We start from the raw sequence: 16,652 nt of genomic DNA, 5'->3' as shown, positions 1-16,652 counted from the left end.
GTCCCGCGTCCGCTCCGCGCTCGCCCCCGTGCGCCGAGCTTGCAGAAGATGTCGACTTCCCGACGCTGAACCCCGCACCTTCTGCAAGCTCGGCGTGAGGCACGGGGTGCGAGGGTGCGGGTTCGGGGGTTCGGCGTGCGGGGGCGGGGGTTCGGCGCGCGGGTTCGCGTCAGCGGCCGCGGCGGCGGAACGTCGGCGGGTCCTCGACGTAGGGCAGCCACGCCGCGCGCTCGGTCTCGCCGATCCGGCGCGGGGCGCCGCTCGCGGCGTCGACCAGCACCAGCGTGGTGACCGCGCGGGCGTAGGGCCCGGGCCCGGCGGCGGACCCGTCCGGGGACGCGTCGTGCACCTCGTAGCAGACGTCGATGCTCGCGCCGCCGAGGTGCCCGATCCACATGTCGACGACCACGGGCGTCCGGCGGTAGCCCAGCGGGCGCAGGTACTCGACCTCCTGCCGGGCGACCAGCGTGGCCGTCCGCGCGCCCGGGCCGGCGTCGAGCACCGCGGTCGGCCAGGCCTCGCGGTCGGCGGGAGCGGCGTCGGATCCCGACGCGGGGCCGGCGTCGCCCAGCGGGTCCGCGGGCGCGGGGTGCGCCCAGAACGCCTCGATCCGCGCCTCCTCGAGCAGCCGCAGCAGCTCGACGTTGTTCACGTGCCCGTACGCGTCCATGTCGGACCAGCGCAGCTGCACCGGCACCCGGAGCCTGGCCATCCGTCCTCCGTCCTGTCGACGGGCGGCCGTGCGGTCGCCCCGACCCAGCATCCTGCCCCCACGGCGGACGGCGGGGGCGCCGGGGCGGTGTGGCGTCGCGCGCACCCGCGCCGGCGCCGCACCCCGCCCCGGGTCAGCGCCCGCGCTCCCCCGCCGCCCGCCGCGCCTGCTCCCGGCACCGCGCGAGGTCGCCCAGCACCGCCGCCGCCGGGTCGGCGACCCGGTCCCGGGCCACCCGCGTCACCGCGGCGAGCAGCCGCACCCTCGCCGCCCGGGCCCGCGCGCGGGCCAGCAGCCGCGCCACCGCCGACGCCAGCAGGGCCAGCAGCGCGCCCGCGAGCAGGCCGCCGGCGAGCAACGCGGTCGGCACCGGGAACGGCCCCCACTCCGGCGTGCGGGGCTGCGGCAGCTGCAGGTACGCCATCCCCGCGAGCACCCCGAGCCACAGCGCCCCCGCGACGGCCGCCGCGAGCAGCAGCCACTGCAGCGCGCCGGCCACCCGCACCCACGCGCCCGGCCGCGCCGGCAGCAGCGTCGTCCCGCCGACGGCCCGGTCCAGGTCGTCGGCGAGGTCGCCCGTGCCCACCGCGTCCCGGACGGCCAGCGCCCACGCGTCCGGCACGTCGGCGGTCGCACCGTCGACGTACCGCCGCACCGCCGACGACGCGGCCGCGCGCGCGGCGGGGCCGGCGGGCGGGAGCGAGGTGCGCTCGACGGTCCCGGGCTCGGGCTCCCCGGCTCCGCCCCGCCCCCGCGCCGTCCCGGTCGCCAGGTGCAGCCGGCGCAGCGGGTCCGGCCGCAGCCGCGCGAGCCAGCGCACCGGCGGCCAGCCCGCGTGCGCGGCGGACCGGCGCACGGCCGCCCGCCGCACCGCCTCGACCACCACCGGCACGCCGGCCGCCTCCGCGAGCGCCTCGGCGAGCGCGGGCACCCCGGCGTCGGCGCCGGCACCGCGTCCCCCGCGGCGCCCGGGCGTGGCGCCGCACGCGTCGAGCACCCGGCGGGCGACGACCTCGACGTCCGCGGTCATCCGGGCGGTGGCCGCGCGGCGGCGCTCGGCCGCGTCGTCCAGCAGGTCGCGCAGCGCGGGGACGCCCTGACCGGTGCGCGCGGACACGGCGAGCGCCCGGACGCCGGGCAGCCCGTCCTCCGCCGCCAGCCGGCGCAGGTCGGCGAGCACCGCGTCGACCTCCGCGGCGCCCAGCCGGTCGGCCTGGTTGAGTACGAGCACCACCACGTCGGCGTGCCGGGCCAGCGGCCGGAGGTACCGCTCGTGCAGCGCGGCGTCGGCGTACTTCTGCGGGTCGACGACCCAGACCAGCAGGTCGACCCGCTCGATCAGGTGCTCCGCGCGCAGCCGGTGCGCCTCGACGACGGAGTCGTGGTCGGGCAGGTCGAGCAGCACGAGCCGCGACCCGGCCGCGCCCGGCCCGGGCGGCAGCCCGTGCCGCCGACGCACGCCCAGCCAGTCGAGCAGCGGCTCCGCCCCCGGCCCGCGGACGGCCGCCAGCGCCTCGCCGGTCGTCGGCCGCTGCACGCCCGGGACCGCGACCTCCTCGCCCACGAGCGCGTTCACCAGCGACGACTTCCCGGAGCCGGTGGCGCCGGCCAGCGCGACGACGGTGTGCTCGGCGGACAGCGCGGCGCGCTCGCCGACCCGGGCGAGCACGGCGCGGCCGTCGACGAGCACGTCGGCGGGCAGCCGGCCCTCCCCCGCGTCGAGGGCCGCGGACAGCGCGGCGACGCGGTCGTGCAGGGGGACGCTCATCCGCGGTCCTCCCGGCCGAGCAGCCGGCGCCAGAATCCGCCACGGGGGCGCTCGGCGTCACCGGCCGCGGACGGGTCCCCGCCGGCCGCCGCGCCCGCGCCACCGGCGCCCGGGACGCGCGGACCACCCCGCGACCCCGTCGCACGCCACCGCTCCGCGCCCCGCAGGCTCGCCGCGGGGTGCCCGGCCGGCGCAGGTGCACCGCCCGACGCGAGCGCACCGCCCGGCGCGAGCGCACCGCCCGGCGTGGGCGCACCCGCGGCCCCGTCCGGACCCTCGGCGTCGTCCGCCCCGCGCCCGGCCCGCTCGCCCCGCGCGGCCGCCTCGACCGCGAGCGCCGCCGACCGCAGCGCCTCCCCGCCGGACACCACCAGCGCGTCGAGCTGCGACGTGTACCGGGCGGCCTCGCCGTCGAGGACGCCGCGCACCCGCGCGTCCAGCCGCTCGCGCGCCGCGGCGGTCAGCCGGCGCACCGCGTCGTCGCCGAACACCGCCTCCAGCAGCTTCTGCGCCACGACCGCCGTCCCGCCGGCGATGCCGACCTCGATGCCCGTGAGCCCGCCCGTCGACGCGAACGCCAGCACCATGAGGCTCACCCCGAGCGCGTTGACGCCGAACGACAGCGCCCGCGCCGTGCCGCGCCGCTGCGCCCCCTGCTCGCCGACCAGCTCGAGCACGTCGGACTGCCAGCCGCGGATCTCCCGGTCGACGTCCGCCCGCAGCGACGCCGACGACCGGGACAGGCCGAGGTCGGGCAGCAGCGCGGCGCCCGCCGGGTCGCCGCGCCAGGCGGCGTGCGTGCGCTCGGCCGCGGCGTCGGCGGCGTCCAGCACGACCGCGGCGAGCCCGTGGGCGATGGCCTGCTCGACCGGCGGGGTGGCCGCGGGGCGCCCGCGGAGGAACCCGACGACCGCGTCGCGCACCCGCCCGACCCCGCGCTCGACGGATCGCAGCAGGTCGCCGGTCCCGACGAGCTCCTGCCAGCGGGCCAGCACCTCGCCGCGCAGCATGGCGCCGTCCGAGGTCGCGACGGCCACCTGCGTCGCCGCGTCGGCGTAGGCGCGGGCGACGGCGTCCCGCATCCGGGCGTCCGCCACCACCTGCGCGTCGGCCGCCTGCGCGAGCAGCACGCCGCGCCGGGCCAGGTCGTCGACCACGCCGTCCCGGGTCGCGACGGCGACCGCGCGCCGCGCCGCCGCGTCCCCGCCGAGGTCGGACAGCCAGGCCGCGACCTCGCCGACCGCGGCCTCGGGCAGCAGCCCGTCGTCGCCCAGCCCCTCCTCGACCGCGAACAGCGGCGAACCGCCCAGGCCGTTCGCGTCGAGCATCCGGCGCAGATCCGCGACGACCGGCTCGGCGCCCGGGTCCACCCGGTCGACGACCAGCGCGACCTGCGCGTGCCGCTCCGCGGCCGAGTGCAGCAGGTCCCACGGCACGGCGTCGGCGTACCGCGCGGCGGTGGTGACGAACAGCCAGAGGTCGGCCGCCGCGAGCAGCTGGGCCGCCAGGCGGCGGTTCGCCTCCTCCACCGAGTCCACGTCAGGGGCGTCGAGCAGCGCGAGGCCGCGCGGCAGGGCGGCGCTGGGCACGAGGCGGACGGCCGCGGTGCCCTCGGGGCCCGCCCCGTCCGCGGCGCCGCGGTCGCCGACGAGCCGCGCCAGCCCGGGGAGCACCCGGTCGCCCGTGAACCAGCCGCCGTCGAGGGGGTGGTGCACCAGCACCGGCGACCGGGTGGTCGGCCGCAGCACGCCCGGGTCGCTGACCCGCTCGCCGAGCAGCGAGTTGACCAGCGTCGACTTCCCGGCGCCGGTCGAGCCGCCCACCACCACGAGCAGCGGCGCCCCGACGGAGCGCAGGCGCGGCAGCAGGTAGTCGTCGAGCTGGTCGAGCGCGGCGCGGCGGTCGGCGCGGGCCTGCGCGGCGCCGGGGGCGTCGAGCGGCAGGGCGAGGTCGCGGAGCCGGGCGTGCAGGCGCTCCAGGGCGTCCGCGAGGGCGGCGTCCGCGCCGGTCACCGCGGCGGCAGCCGGCGTGGGGGTGTCGTCGACCATGCGGCCCATCCTGCCGCCCGCGGCCGTCCCCCACCCGCCGGGACGTCGGCCGCCGGGACGCCGGCCGCCTCGCCGCCCGCGGCCGTCCCCCACCCGCCGGGACGCCGGCCGCTCTGCCGGCCGCGGCAGTCCCCCACCTGCCGGGACGCCACCGGCCGCCGTCCCCGGGGGGAGCGGCGGCCGGCGCGGTGGTGCGGGGTCGGTCAGTCGCGCGTGAGCTTGCGGTAGGTCACGCGGTGCGGCCGGGCCGCGTCGGCGCCGAGGCGGGCGACCTTGTTCTCCTCGTACGAGGCGAAGTTGCCCTCGAACCAGTACCAGTTCGCGGGGTTCTCCTCGGTGCCCTCGTAGGCCAGGATGTGCGTCGCCACCCGGTCGAGGAACCACCGGTCGTGGGAGACCACGACGGCGCAGCCGGGGAACTCCAGCAGGGCGTTCTCCAGCGAGCCGAGGGTCTCGACGTCCAGGTCGTTGGTGGGCTCGTCGAGCAGCAGCAGGTTGCCGCCCTGCTTGAGGGTGAGCGCGAGGTTCAGGCGGTTGCGCTCGCCACCGGACAGGACGCCCGCGGGCTTCTGCTGGTCCGGCCCCTTGAAGCCGAACGAGGCGACGTAGGCGCGGGACGGCATCTCGACGTTGCCGACCTTGATGAAGTCGAGCCCGTCGGACACGACCTCGAAGAGCGTCTTCTTGGGGTCGATGCCGCCGCGCGACTGGTCGACGTAGGACACCGACACCGTCTCGCCGACCTTGAGCGAGCCGCCGTCGAGCGGCTCCAGGCCCACGATCGTCTTGAACAGCGTGGTCTTGCCGACGCCGTTCGGGCCGATGACGCCGACGATGCCGTTGCGCGGCAGCGTGAAGCTCAGGCCGTCGATGAGGACGCGTTCGCCGAAGCCCTTCTCGAGCTTCTCGGCCTCCAGCACCACGCTGCCCAGGCGCGGGCCCGGCGGGATCTGGATCTCCTCGAAGTCGAGCTTGCGGGTCCGGTCGGCCTCCGCCGCCATCTCCTCGTAGCGGGCCAGGCGGGCCTTCGACTTGGCCTGGCGGCCCTTCGCCGAGGAGCGGACCCACTCGAGCTCGTCCTTCAGGCGCTTGGCGAGCTTGGCGTCCTTCTTGCCCTGCACCTCCATGCGGGCGGCCTTCTTCTCCAGGTACGTGGAGTAGTTGCCCTCGTACGGGTACAGCCGGCCGCGGTCGACCTCGCAGATCCACTCCGCGACGTGGTCCAGGAAGTACCGGTCGTGGGTGACCGCGAGGACGGCGCCGGGGTAGGTCGCGAGGTGCTGCTCGAGCCAGAGCACGCTCTCGGCGTCAAGGTGGTTGGTGGGCTCGTCGAGGAGCAGCAGGTCCGGCTTCTCGAGCAGGAGCTTGCACAGCGCGACGCGGCGGCGCTCACCACCGGAGAGCACCGACACGTCGGCGTCCGGCGGCGGGCAGCGCAGGGCGTCCATCGCCTGCTCGAGCTGGGCGTCGAGGTCCCACGCGTCGGCGGCGTCGATGGCCTCCTGCAGCTGGCCCATCTCGGCGAGCAGTGCGTCGAAGTCCGCGTCGGGCTCGGCCATCAGGGCGGAGATCTCGTTGAACCGGTCGATCTTGCCCTTGATCTCGGCGACGCCCTCCTGGACGTTGCCGAGGACGGTCTTCTCCTCGTTCAGCGGCGGCTCCTGCTGGAGGATGCCGACCGTGAAGCCCGGGCTGAGCCGCGCCTCGCCGTTCGACGGCTGGTCCAGCCCGGCCATGATCTTGAGGATGGTCGACTTGCCCGCGCCGTTCGGCCCGACGACGCCGATCTTGGCGCCGGGCAGGAAGTTCAGCGAGACGTCGTCGAGGATGACCTTGTCGCCGTGCGCCTTCCGCGCCTTGTACATGCTGTAGATGAACTCAGCCACTGGCTTCTCGTCCGCCTCGGGGTCGTCGGTTGTCCGGTGTCGCGCGCGCCGGGCGCCCTCGCGGGTGCCGGCTCGTCGCGGCGGCCGTCCGCGGGGGCAGCCGGCGCGCGTGGGGCGCGGCCGGTGCGGGCGGGCGGCGCCGGGCGACGGCGCGATCCCCCAGCCTAGGCGATCCGGCCCGCGGGGACCGAGCCGCCGGGCCGCGGAGTGCGAGCCGCCCCGCCGCCGGTGCCGAGCCGCCAGGTCGCCGGGGCCGAGGCGCCGGGCCGACCGAGCCGCCGGGACCGAGGCGCCGGGACCGAGGCGCCGGGCCGACCGAGCCGCCGGGCCCGACCGCCCGGGTCCGGAGCGCGGCGACCCGCCCGCCGCGGTCACGCGGTCAGCGCCGCCGCCGGGCCGTCGTCGTCGTCCGGCAGCTCGACCGCGCGGCTCAGGTCGACGGGCTGCGCCTCGGCCGCCGCCGGCACCGCGCCGTCGCCGCCCGCGGGCGGGCGCTCCCCGTCGGCCCCCGCCGCCGTGCGCGCGTGGTGCACGGTGCGCGTGAACCGGGTCGTCCCGCGGGACAGGTCGTGCCCGACCGCGTCGGCGGTGAGCTCGGCGGTCGTGCGCGGCAGCCCCTCCGGGCTGACCCAGTCGGCCAGCCGGAGCCGCCCGTGCACGACCACCGGCTCGCCCCGGCGCACCGCCTCCGCGACGTTGAGCGCGAGGTGCCGGAACGTCTTGACCGTGAACCAGCTCGTGTCGGCGTCGACGTAGCCGTCCTGGTCCCGGTCGTACACCCGCGGCGTGCTCGCGAGCCGGAACTTGGTGAACGGGACCTGCCCGTCGTCGCGGTAGCAGACCGGGTCGCTGCCGACCCAGCCGACCACCGTGACCGAGAGCTCGTTGACCGCCATGCGTCCTCCTGGTGCCCGGGGCCGGCGCCCCGACGGGCCGGCCGTGGGCACGACGCTGCCGCACCGGACGCCGGCCGCGACGACGCGCGGCCCCGGTCCTGGGGACGACGCAGACCCCCGCCCCTGTGGAGGACTCGCCGCCCGCTCGGCGTCCCGCACGACCGCCCGCCGCCACCCCGCGACGGGGACCGGACCTCAGCCCTCCCGCGCCCCCGCGGCGAGCTCCCGCACCCGCCGGTGCGCCGCGAGCACCGTCGCGGTCGGCTCGGCCAGGCACTGCCGGGCGACGCCCTCGAGCGCCTCGCGCCCGTCCCGCCGCACCCGCTCGGCGCGGCGCGCCGCGGCCGACCGCCGCGCCCGCACCGCGAGCCAGGCGCAGAGCAGGGCCAGCACCGCGAGCCCGGCGGCCAGCGGCCACGCGATCCGCAGCAGCTCCTCCGGCCCCGTCCCCTCGCCCCAGGTCCGCCACGCGCCCGCGCCCGCGGCAGCGAGCGCCCCCACGCCGAGCACCACGGCCAGGACGAGCAGCGCGACGGCGAGCCGCGACCGCCGCGTCACGACGGCGACCTTCGACAGCGCCTCGTCGGCCGCCGCCCGGATGTCGTCCGTCCCGGACAGCGCGCCGCGCACGGACTCCACCCAGCGGCGCGGCAGCCGCGCGGTCACCGCGTCGGTCCACTGCGAACGGGCGAGCGCGACGGTCCCGGACTGCACGGAGACGAGCTCCGGCACGGTCGTCGCGCTGCCGCGGACCACCGCGGCGACCGCGTCGGCGAGCGCCGGCAGCCCCGCGGCGTGCGCGAGCGTGACGGCGACCGGGGTGACGTCGAGCGCGTCGGCGGGCGGCTCCTCGTCGCCGACCTGGCCCTGCACCAGCCGCGCCGCGTCGGCGATCTCGGCGGACGCGCGCCGGGCGGCGAGGCTCTGCCGGCCGACGACCTCCGCGAGCGTGTCCCGCATCTCGGCGACCCCCTCGCCGGTGCGCGCGGACGTGGCGCGGACCGGCACGCCCTCCAGCCCGTCGGCGGCGAGCAGCCTCCCGACGTCCGCGACCAGCGCCTCGCGCTGCTCCGCCGGCACGGTGTCCACCTGGTTCAGCACGACGAGCATCGCGCCCTCGTGGCCGACGAGCCCGCGCAGGTAGCCGGAGTGCAGCGAGTCGTCGGCGTACTTCTGCGGGTCGACGACCCAGATGAGCAGGTCGGCCATCGGCAGCAGCCGGTCGACGGCCTCGCGGTGCGCGTCCTCGATGGAGTCGTGGTCGGGCAGGTCGAGCAGCACGAGCCCGCGCAGCGGCGCCTCGGTGTCGCCGTCGAGGGCGCTCTCCCGCTCGATCCGCCGGTCGTCCGCCACGTCGAGCCAGTCGAGCAGCCGTTCCCCGCCGGTCCCCCACACGCACGCGGTCGGCTGCGAGGTCGTCGGCCGCTTCACGCCGACCTCGGCGAACTCGAGCCCGCAGATCTCGTTGAACAGGCTCGACTTGCCGGAGCCGGTGCCGCCGAGCAGCGCGACGACGGTGTGGTCGACGCCGAGCGCCAGCCGCGACCGCACCTGGTCGCCGATCGCGCGGACGCGCGTGGCGACGGCCGGGTCGATGCGGTCGCCACCCACCGCCAGCGCCTCGTCCAGCCGTGCGAGGCGGCGGGTGAGCGCGGCGGTGTCGCTGCGCGGGTCGGCCTCGACCGGGGGCACCGCGGCGCCGTCCGCCGCGGTCGTCGGTGCGTCGTCGGCGGGCGTCGCGCCCGTGCGCGGCTCGGTCATGTCAGCCCCTTGATCACGGCCAGGCGCAGCCGCAGCGTCGACGCCGCGTCCGCGGCCAGCGCCGGTCGGTCCAGCACGGCGACGGCCGCGTCGCGCTCGCGCCGGGTCTGGTCGGCGGCGTGCTCGGCGAGCCGGTCGCGCAGCACGGCCGCCACCTCGGTGCCCCGCTCGCCGAGCAGGTCCACCAGCATCCGGTCGGCGGACTCCAGCCCGGCGGCGGACGCCAGCGCGAGCGCGGCCAGGCCCTCGTCGCCGAGCGCGCGCTGCGCGGCGGCGGCGCGCTTCGCGCCCTTCGCGGCGGCGCGGCGCGCGACCCGGTCATCGCCCGCCGGCGCGGGGGCGGCGGGCTCGGAGGTCAGCACCTCGACGGCAGCACCCACCCAGTCGCGCGCCGCCCGCTCGACCTCCCGCGGCCGGTCCGCGGCCCGGTCGGCCGTCGGCCAGAGCTCCGCGGCCGAGCGCGCCGTCGACCCGCTCGCGAGGGTGTCGCGGAGCGCGGTCTCGGTGGCGGCGCCGATCGCCGACAGCGTCGCGCTCGCGGAGGACACCAGGTCCTGCACGAGCGGCATGACGGCGGCGGCGCGGTCCCGGCCGGCGCGGCGCGAACGGTCCACCCGGCCGCCGCCACGCAGCACGCCCGCCAGCGCGGCGCCCGGCGCGGTCAGCTCCGTCCAGCGCGCCTGCACCGCACCCTGCGCCACGGCGCCGCGGGTGATGGTCCGGCGGGCGTCCTCGGCGGGCGCCCGCACGGCGTCGTCCAGCGCGGCCCGCACGTCGCCGGCGGCCTCCGCCTGCCGCTCGACCGCGTCGACGAGCTCGTCGACCCACGGCCGCAGCGCGGCGAACGACCCCCGCAGCGTCCGGGCGACGACCGTCCGCGCCCGGTCGGGGCCCGCGAGCATCGTCAGCCAGCGCGTGATCGGCGCGACGAGCGCCTGGTCGAGCAGCCCCTCGTGCGGCCCGAGGTCGGGCACGACGAACAGGGGCGAGCCCTGCATGCCGTGCGCGCGCAGCCGGTCCAGCAGGTCGCCGCGGACCGTCGGCAGCGACGCCGGGTCGACGCGGTTCAGCACCATGGCGACGGAGGCGCCGCGCTCGGTCGCGCCCGCCAGCACCCGCCAGGGCAGCGCGTCGCCGTACCGGGCGGCGGTCGTCACGAACAGCCAGAGGTCCGCCGCCTCGAGGAGCCGGTGCGCCGAGCGCCGGTTCGCCTCCTCCAGCGAGTCGACGTCGGGGGCGTCCATCAGCGCGACGCCGCGCGGCACCCGCTCGGACGCGACGACCTCGACGGCGTCGGTCACCGGGTGCTCGCGCACCAGCTCGGCGTCCTCCGGGTGGTGCACCAGGACGGGACGGCGGGTCGTCGGCCGCAGCACGCCGGCGGTCGTCACCTCGGTCCCGACCAGCGAGTTCACCAGCGTCGACTTCCCCGCGCCGGTCGACCCCGCGACCACGACGATCGCCGGCGCGGACAGCTGCCGCAGCCGCGGCACCAGGTGGTCGGCGAGCTGGTCGACCAGGCGGACCCGGGACGCGCGCGCGGCCACGACGCCGGGCACCTCGAGCGGGAACTCGGTCGACCGGACGTCGCGCAGGAGGTCGGTGAGGGCGTCGAGCAGGGACGTCGCGGCGAGCGGCCGGTCGAGGACGTCCCGCGCCGCCGAGCTCTCCGCCTGCACGTTCACGGCGTCATCCTCTCGTGTGAACGCGGGGGCGGCCAAACGTCCGCGCCGTGCGACCCCCGACTGACCTGCGACGAGGTGGTCGCGGCGGTGCGGCGGCGGGCGCGTACCCTGGGGTCCGCCGGACGCGCGGCCCGCTGGTGGCGCCCGGCGACGCCTCCATAGCTCAATGGATAGAGCAACGGCCTTCTAATCCGTCGGTTGCAGGTTCGAGTCCTGCTGGGGGCACCCGAGCGCGACCTCGGACGCGGCGGGCCCGTCCCGGGCGGCGCGCCCCGTCAGAGCACCTCGAACGCCGCCCGCAGCAGGTCCGCGTCCCGCGACGAGCGCCCCACGAGCACCTCGAACCGCCCCGGCTCCACGACCCGCCGGCCCGCGGCGTCGACGATCGTGCAGTCCGCCACCGCCAGGTCCACGGTCACCTCCACGGACGACCCCGGCGCGACGTCCACCTGCGCGTACGCCTTGAGCTCCTTCTCCGCCCAGGACACCGACGTCACCGCGTCGGACACGTAGAGCTGCACGGTCTCCCGCGCCGGCCGCGACCCGGTGTTGCTGAGCGTCACGGTCGCCCGCACGGTGTCCCCCACCGCGGCCGTCTCCCGGTCCAGCCGCAGGTCCGCGTACTCGACCATCGTGTACGACAGCCCCTCGCCGAACACGAACGCCGGCTCCTGCGTGAGGTCGGCGTACCGGTCGCCGTGCTGGCCGCGGATCTGGTTGTAGTACGTCGGCTGCTGGCCGGCGTGCCGCGCGAACGAGATCGGCAGCCGCCCCGACGGCTCGGTGAGCCCGAGCAGCACCTCGGCGATCGCCTGGCCGCCCTGCATGCCCGGGTTCGCCACCCAGAGCAGCGCGTCGGCCGACGCCGCGGACGGCGGCAGCACCAGCGGCTTGGACGCCAGCAGCACCACGACCAGGGGCTTGCCGGTGGCCGCGAGCGCGTCGAGCAGCGCGTTCTGGCCGCCGACGAGCTCGAGCGTCGCGGTGGACCGGCCCTCGCCGACCAGCTGGATCTGGTCGCCCACGACGGCCACGACGTAGTCGGCGTCCTCGGCCGCGGCCACGGCCTCCGCGATCAGCGCCTCGTCCGGCGCGACCGGCACGCCGATCTTCGGCCGCGGCTGCCCGTCGGGGTAGGTCTCGCCCGCAGGGTCCGGCACCAGGTCGAGGATGTCCGCGCCCCGGCTGTGCGACACGGCCCAGCCGACCGGCGCGGACGCCCGCAGGCCGTCGAGGATCGTCACGATCATGTCCCGCGGGTGCCCCTCGGGCAGCCAGTCGGCCTGGCCGGAGTTGCCCGCCCAGTCGCCGAGGTGCGCCTCGTGGTCGTCGGCCAGCGGGCCCACGACCGCGACCCGGCGCGGGGTCTCGTCCCCGCCCGAGGCCCGCAGCGCCCCGGCCGCCGGGACCCCGCCGCCGTCGACCGCCCGCGCCGCCGCGCCGTGCACGCCGTCGAAGCCGCCCGCCAGCGGCAGCACACCGGAGTTCCGCAGCAGCACGAGCGAGCGCCGCGCCACGTCCAGGTTGAGGTCCGCGTGCGCGGCCGCGCCCACGACGGTCGCCTGCGCCTCCGGGTCGGGCCGGCGCGGGTCCTCGAACAGCCCGAGCCGGAACTTCAGCGTGAGGATGCGGCTGACGGCGGCGTCGAGCTCGGCCTCCGCGAGCAGCCCGGACTCGATCGCCTCGAGCGCGCCGGCGAAGAACTGCGGCGTCGTCATCACCATGTCGTTGCCGGCCTGCACGGCGGCCGCGGCGGCGTGCGCGTGGTCGGGCTGCACCTTCTGCTCCCACACCATGCGGCCGACGTTGTCCCAGTCGGTGATGAGGGTGCCGGTGTAGCCCCACTCGCCGCGCAGCACGTCGTTCAGCAGCCAGTCGTTGACGGTGATCGGGACGCCGTCCATCGTCTGGTAGCCGAGCATGAAGGTGGCGCAGCCCTCGCGCGCCACCCGCTCGAACGGCGGCAGGAACCACGACCGGAGCTTGCGCCGGGAGATGTCCGCCTCGGACGCGTCCCGGCCGCCCTGGGTCTCGGAGTAGCCGGCGAAGTGCTTGGCGGTGGCGAGGATCGCCGTCGGGTCGTCGAGGCCGGCGCCCTGGTAGCCGCGGACCATCGCGGACGCGAGCTCACCGATGAGGAACGGGTCCTCGCCGAACGTCTCGTCCACCCGGCCCCAGCGCAGGTCGCGGGCGATGCAGAGCACCGGGCTGAACGTCCAGTGCACGCCGGTCGTCGCGACCTCGCGGGCGGTGACCCGGGCGACCTGCTCCACGAGGTCGACGTCCCAGGACGCCGCCATGCCGAGCTGAGTCGGGAAGATGGTCGACCCGACGAAGAACGAGTGCCCGTGGATGCAGTCCTCGCCGACCAGCAGCGGGATGCGCAGCCGGGTCTCGGCCGTCAGGTCGTGGGCGTGCGCCAGCCGCTCGGGCGAGGCGTGCAGGATCGACCCGACGTGCTTGTGCAGGATGTCGTCGGCGTAGTCGCCCCGGGCGTCGAGCTGGAGCATCTGCCCGACCTTCTCCTCGACGGTCATCCGGGCGAGCAGGTCCTGCACGCGGTCGGCGACGGGGAGGGTCGCGTCCTGGTAGGCGGTTCGGGTGTCGGTCATCGTCGTCCTTCCGCGAGTCGGCCCTCGGAGGTTACTACGCTGTCAGTAAGTTCCCGGCCCCACGGCCGGGCGAGGACGACGGCCGGCGGCGGCGAGCGCCACGCCACGGGAGGGAACGGGCGATGACGGACGACAGGCGGACGCCGCGCGCGCGGCCGGAGACGCTGGCGCGGCGGGCCGAGATCCTGCGCGCGGCGACCGCCACCTTCGCGGCCAGGGGCTACGGCAAGGGCCCGCTCACGGAGATCGCCGAGCAGGTCGGCATGACCCACGCCGGCGTCCTGCACCACTTCGGGTCGAAGGACCGGCTGCTGCTGGAGGTGCTCCGGCACCGCGACGAGACGGACGTCGAGCACCTGCCCGACCGGCGCGTCCCGGACGGGATCGAGCTGCTCCGGCACCTGGTGCGCACCGCGTTGGCCAACGAGCGGCGGCCCGGGATCGTGCAGGCGTTCGCCGTGCTGTCCGCCGAGTCCGTCACCGACGACCACCCGGCGCGGCCGTTCTTCACCGAGCGGTACCGGACGCTGCGCGGCCAGGTGCGGGCGGCGCTGGAGGTCGTCTGCGCGGAGCGTGGCGTGGACGCGCCGGCCACCGTGGACCGGGCGGCAGCGGCCGTGCTCGCGGCGATGGACGGGCTGCAGGTGCAGTGGCTGCTCGCACCCGACGAGGTCGAGCTGGCGGAGACGAGCGCGTTCGCGATCGAGGCGGTGCTGACGGCAGTGCTGGATTCGCGGCCGTCGCCGCTGCGCGAGGAGAGCGACGCAGCCGGCGACGCGGAGCGCCCCTGACCGACTCCACCCGCGCGGCCGGGAACAAACCGGGCGCCCCGGTCGTCGTTGCACACATGACGTCACCGACCCCCGCCGGCGCCGGCCCCGTCCCGGGCCCCGCGCCGTCCGGAGGCCCCGCGCCCGCGCCGTCGGGCGGCCTCGCCGACGAGATCGCCGCCGGCGAGCGGACCGACACCGGCGCGCACCGCGCGCTCGCCCGGCTGCGCGCGCGGACGGAGAGCCGGCCGTGGCTGCGGCTGACCTACAAGATCGTCGTGACCACCGTCGGCCTGACCGTCGTGCTCGCGGGCGTCGCGATGCTCGTGCTGCCCGGGCCGGGCTGGCTCGCGATCTTCCTCGGGCTCGGCATCCTCGGGACCGAGTTCGCCGTGATCCAGCGGTTCAACCACCGGCTCAAGGCGCTGGTGCTGCGGTCCTGGCACGCGTTCCGCGAGCGCCGCGCCCGCCGCGCGGCCGAGCGTCGCGCGGCCGCGGAGCGTCGTGCGGCCGCTGCGCGCGGGGGCTCCCCCGCCGCCTGACCGCTCAGGCCCCGGCGACCGGGTTCTGCGCCTCGAGCCGGTTCTCCGGGTCGAGGGCGCCGAGCACCGCGAGCGCGATCGCGTCGAGCTGCACGACCTGCTCGGGGCTCAGCCGGTCGACCACCAGCCGTCGGACCTCCGCGACGTGCGTCGGCGCCGTCGCGACCACCTTGCGCCAGCCCTCCTCGGTCAGCGTCGCCAGCGTCGCGCGCCGGTCGTCCTCCGCGCGCGTGCGGGTGAGGTAGCCGCGCGCCTCGAGCCGCGCCGCGACGTGCGACAGCCGCGGGAGCGTCGCGTTCGTGCTGGCGGCGAGCCCGCTCATCCGCAGCGTGCGGTCCGGCGCCTCGGACAGCTTGGCGAGCACCAGGTAGTCGTAGTGCGACAGGTCGGCGTCGCGCTGCAGCTGGTGGTCGAGGGCCGCCGGGAGCAGCTCGGCGACCGCCTCGAGGCGCATCCAGGCCTGCAGCTCGCGCGCGGACAGCCAGCGGGGGTCGTCGGTCATGGCGGCATCCTAGCCAAAGGTTGACGCTTCAACCCTCTAGGCACCGCGCCGAGGTCGAGGGTTCGCGGCGAGGTCGAGCGTTTCCGGCCCGCGTACCGGCGGACACCCTCGACCTCGCGCGAAAAAAGCGTGACCCCGGCGCGGGCGCGGTGGGAGCGTTCTGCGTACCGCGCGGTGAGTCCCGGGGCCCGGCCAGGCCCCTCCCGGAACGTCTCTGAAGGACTTACCCACCATGCACCCCACCCTGACGTTCGACCTGATCCAGGCCGACCACCGCGAGCGGATCGAGACCGCCCGCCTCCTGTCCCGGCACGCCGCCCGGCGCGCCGAGGTCAGACCGACCGCCGAGACGCGCGGTCGCCCGCCGGAACGCGTCGTGCGGCACCGCCTCCGGGCACTGCTGCCGGCGACCACCACGGTCGCCGCGATCCGGTGACCCGGGCGGCGGACCGTCGCCGCCCGCCGCACCACGCACGTGAGCCCGCCGGACCCCGGTCCGGCGGGCTCACCCGTACCCTGGGCGGGTGAGCACCCTGAACAACGGCAACGGCAGCGCCGACCGGATCGTGTGGATCGACTGCGAGATGACCGGCCTGGACAGCGTCCAGGACGCGCTCGTCGAGGTCGCCGCCGTGGTCACCGACTCCGAGCTCAACGTGCTCGGCGAGGGCGTCGACGTCGTCATCGCCCCGCCCGCCGAGGCGCTCACGCAGATGGGCGACTTCGTCCGCGAGATGCACAGCACCTCGGGCCTGCTGGACGCGCTGGCGACCGGCACCACGCTCGAGGACGCCCAGGCGCAGGTGCTCGCGTACATCCGCGAGCACGTGCCCGAGCCGGGCAAGGCGCCGCTCGCCGGCAACTCGGTCGGCACCGACAAGGTGTTCCTCGACCGCGACATGCCCGAGCTGGTGAATCACCTGCACTACCGGATCGTCGACGTGTCCTCGATCAAGGAGCTGGCCCGCCGCTGGTACCCGCGGGTGTACTTCGCCTCCCCGAAGAAGAACGGCGGGCACCGCGCCCTCGCGGACATCCTGGAGAGCATCGACGAGCTCCGGTACTACCGCGCGGCGCTCCTGGTCCCGCAGCCGGGCCCGGACTCCAAGGCCGCGAAGGCGATCGCGACGCAGGTCCAGGCGACCTCCGTGGCCGCCGCGCACCGTGAGGCGAACGCCACGTCCTGAGGACCCCTCGGGACCCGGTATGCTTGTCGACGGCCCCGGAGCTCCGGGGTCGTGGTGGCTATAGCTCAGGTGGTAGAGCGCCTGGTTGTGGTCCAGGAGGTCGCGGGTTCAAGTCCCGTTAGCCACCCCAGCGCGAAGGGCGCCGCTCCCCCGGGGGCGGCGCCCTTCGCCGTTCGTGCTGCGGCGCCGCCGTGCCCGCGGTCGACGAGGTCGTCACATGCCGACGAGGTCGTCAGAAGCGAATGACGACCTCGTCGCGATATGACGACCTCGTCGCGACTGA

General features: G+C 77.2%; 13 protein-coding genes and 2 tRNA genes. 6 read left to right on the top strand and 9 right to left on the bottom strand.

Translation table 11 applies throughout. The features are described 5' to 3' along the window. Positions 1-169: 169 nt before the first annotated feature. From Cpa01nite_RS05745 to Cpa01nite_RS05715, 7 genes are all read right to left on the bottom strand, one after another. Entirely contained in the window at positions 170-712 is a 543-nt protein-coding gene (locus Cpa01nite_RS05745) for an acyl-CoA thioesterase (RefSeq protein ID WP_203667783.1), read from the bottom strand. A 133-nt stretch (positions 713-845) separates the two neighbouring features. Beyond that, complete coding sequence (locus Cpa01nite_RS05740) at positions 846-2,480, bottom strand: GTPase (RefSeq protein ID WP_203667782.1); 1,635 nt, start codon at positions 2,478-2,480, stop codon at positions 846-848. After that, positions 2,477-4,528 carry a dynamin family protein gene (locus Cpa01nite_RS05735; protein WP_239068556.1) on the bottom strand — a complete coding sequence of 684 codons (2,052 nt, stop codon included), beginning with the start codon at positions 4,526-4,528 and terminating at the stop codon, positions 2,477-2,479. The genes Cpa01nite_RS05740 and Cpa01nite_RS05735 overlap by 4 nt, the downstream gene beginning before the upstream one ends. 203 nt (positions 4,529-4,731) lie before the next feature. Beyond that, on the bottom strand, positions 4,732-6,414 hold the full coding sequence (ettA, locus tag Cpa01nite_RS05730) for an energy-dependent translational throttle protein EttA (RefSeq protein WP_203667781.1): 1,683 nt from the start codon (positions 6,412-6,414) through the stop codon (positions 4,732-4,734). Between the two features lie 371 nt (positions 6,415-6,785). Then, positions 6,786-7,310 carry a single-stranded DNA-binding protein gene (locus Cpa01nite_RS05725; protein WP_203667780.1) on the bottom strand — a complete coding sequence of 175 codons (525 nt, stop codon included), beginning with the start codon at positions 7,308-7,310 and terminating at the stop codon, positions 6,786-6,788. Between the two features lie 195 nt (positions 7,311-7,505). Beyond that, positions 7,506-9,071, bottom strand: coding sequence for a GTPase (locus tag Cpa01nite_RS05720; protein WP_203667779.1), 1,566 nt, complete (start codon positions 9,069-9,071; stop codon positions 7,506-7,508). Then, the gene (locus tag Cpa01nite_RS05715) at positions 9,068-10,756 is read right to left on the bottom strand and encodes a GTPase domain-containing protein (RefSeq protein ID WP_239068555.1); all 1,689 of its coding nucleotides are present in this window, start codon (positions 10,754-10,756) and stop codon (positions 9,068-9,070) included. Before Cpa01nite_RS05715 ends, Cpa01nite_RS05720 begins: the two co-directional genes overlap by 4 nt. 152 nt (positions 10,757-10,908) lie before the next feature. Between Cpa01nite_RS05715 and Cpa01nite_RS05710 the strand changes: the two genes are divergently transcribed. Next, a tRNA-Arg gene (locus tag Cpa01nite_RS05710) sits at positions 10,909-10,981 on the top strand. A gap of 50 nt (positions 10,982-11,031) precedes the next feature. On the opposite strand, the gene Cpa01nite_RS05705 is transcribed toward Cpa01nite_RS05710, so the two are convergent. Next, on the bottom strand, positions 11,032-13,368 hold the full coding sequence (locus Cpa01nite_RS05705) for an exo-beta-d-1,3/1,6-glucosidase (RefSeq protein WP_203667777.1): 2,337 nt from the start codon (positions 13,366-13,368) through the stop codon (positions 11,032-11,034). Positions 13,369-13,490: 122 nt separating this feature from the next. On the opposite strand from Cpa01nite_RS05705, the gene Cpa01nite_RS05700 reads away from it, so the two are divergent. Both Cpa01nite_RS05700 and Cpa01nite_RS05695 read left to right on the top strand, forming a co-directional pair. After that, on the top strand, positions 13,491-14,159 hold the full coding sequence (locus tag Cpa01nite_RS05700) for a TetR/AcrR family transcriptional regulator (RefSeq protein WP_203667776.1): 669 nt from the start codon (positions 13,491-13,493) through the stop codon (positions 14,157-14,159). Between the two features lie 56 nt (positions 14,160-14,215). Then, the gene (locus Cpa01nite_RS05695; RefSeq protein ID WP_203667775.1) at positions 14,216-14,680 is read left to right on the top strand and encodes a PGPGW domain-containing protein; all 465 of its coding nucleotides are present in this window, start codon (positions 14,216-14,218) and stop codon (positions 14,678-14,680) included. Between the two features lie 4 nt (positions 14,681-14,684). Here the strand turns inward: Cpa01nite_RS05695 and Cpa01nite_RS05690 are convergent, their stop codons facing one another. Then, positions 14,685-15,182: a MarR family winged helix-turn-helix transcriptional regulator gene (locus Cpa01nite_RS05690; protein ID WP_203667774.1), complete on the bottom strand. Its 498-nt coding sequence runs from the start codon at positions 15,180-15,182 to the stop codon at positions 14,685-14,687. 232 nt (positions 15,183-15,414) lie between these two features. On the opposite strand from Cpa01nite_RS05690, the gene Cpa01nite_RS05685 reads away from it, so the two are divergent. The 3 genes from Cpa01nite_RS05685 to Cpa01nite_RS05675 all read left to right on the top strand — a co-directional run bounded on the left by Cpa01nite_RS05685 (position 15,415) and on the right by Cpa01nite_RS05675 (position 16,499). Continuing rightward, positions 15,415-15,618 carry a hypothetical protein gene (locus Cpa01nite_RS05685; RefSeq protein WP_203667773.1) on the top strand — a complete coding sequence of 68 codons (204 nt, stop codon included), beginning with the start codon at positions 15,415-15,417 and terminating at the stop codon, positions 15,616-15,618. A 148-nt stretch (positions 15,619-15,766) separates the two neighbouring features. Next, positions 15,767-16,369, top strand: a complete 603-nt coding sequence (gene orn, locus Cpa01nite_RS05680; protein ID WP_239068565.1) for an oligoribonuclease — start codon at positions 15,767-15,769, stop codon at positions 16,367-16,369. Between the two features lie 54 nt (positions 16,370-16,423). Continuing rightward, positions 16,424-16,499, top strand: a tRNA-His gene (locus Cpa01nite_RS05675). The last annotated feature ends 153 nt before the right edge of the window (positions 16,500-16,652 follow it).

The sequence above is a fragment of the Cellulomonas pakistanensis genome, assembly GCF_016862755.1.
GTDB classification, from domain to species: Bacteria; Actinomycetota; Actinomycetes; order Actinomycetales; family Cellulomonadaceae; genus Cellulomonas; species Cellulomonas pakistanensis.
This window is presented reverse-complemented; position numbering and strand designations above follow the sequence as displayed.

Coding starts and splice junctions, on each gene's coding strand:
- Cpa01nite_RS05725 (WP_203667780.1), bottom strand. CDS start 7,310: ATGGCGGTCAACGAGCTCTCGGTCACGGTGGTCGGCTGGGTCGGCAGC.
- Cpa01nite_RS05735 (WP_239068556.1), bottom strand. CDS start 4,528: ATGGTCGACGACACCCCCACGCCGGCTGCCGCCGCGGTGACCGGCGCG.
- Cpa01nite_RS05720 (WP_203667779.1), bottom strand. CDS start 9,071: ATGACCGAGCCGCGCACGGGCGCGACGCCCGCCGACGACGCACCGACG.
- Cpa01nite_RS05685 (WP_203667773.1), top strand. CDS start 15,415: ATGCACCCCACCCTGACGTTCGACCTGATCCAGGCCGACCACCGCGAG.
- Cpa01nite_RS05700 (WP_203667776.1), top strand. CDS start 13,491: ATGACGGACGACAGGCGGACGCCGCGCGCGCGGCCGGAGACGCTGGCG.
- orn (WP_239068565.1), top strand. CDS start 15,767: ATGACCGGCCTGGACAGCGTCCAGGACGCGCTCGTCGAGGTCGCCGCC.
- Cpa01nite_RS05740 (WP_203667782.1), bottom strand. CDS start 2,480: ATGAGCGTCCCCCTGCACGACCGCGTCGCCGCGCTGTCCGCGGCCCTC.
- Cpa01nite_RS05690 (WP_203667774.1), bottom strand. CDS start 15,182: ATGACCGACGACCCCCGCTGGCTGTCCGCGCGCGAGCTGCAGGCCTGG.
- Cpa01nite_RS05705 (WP_203667777.1), bottom strand. CDS start 13,368: ATGACCGACACCCGAACCGCCTACCAGGACGCGACCCTCCCCGTCGCC.
- Cpa01nite_RS05695 (WP_203667775.1), top strand. CDS start 14,216: ATGACGTCACCGACCCCCGCCGGCGCCGGCCCCGTCCCGGGCCCCGCG.
- Cpa01nite_RS05745 (WP_203667783.1), bottom strand. CDS start 712: ATGGCCAGGCTCCGGGTGCCGGTGCAGCTGCGCTGGTCCGACATGGAC.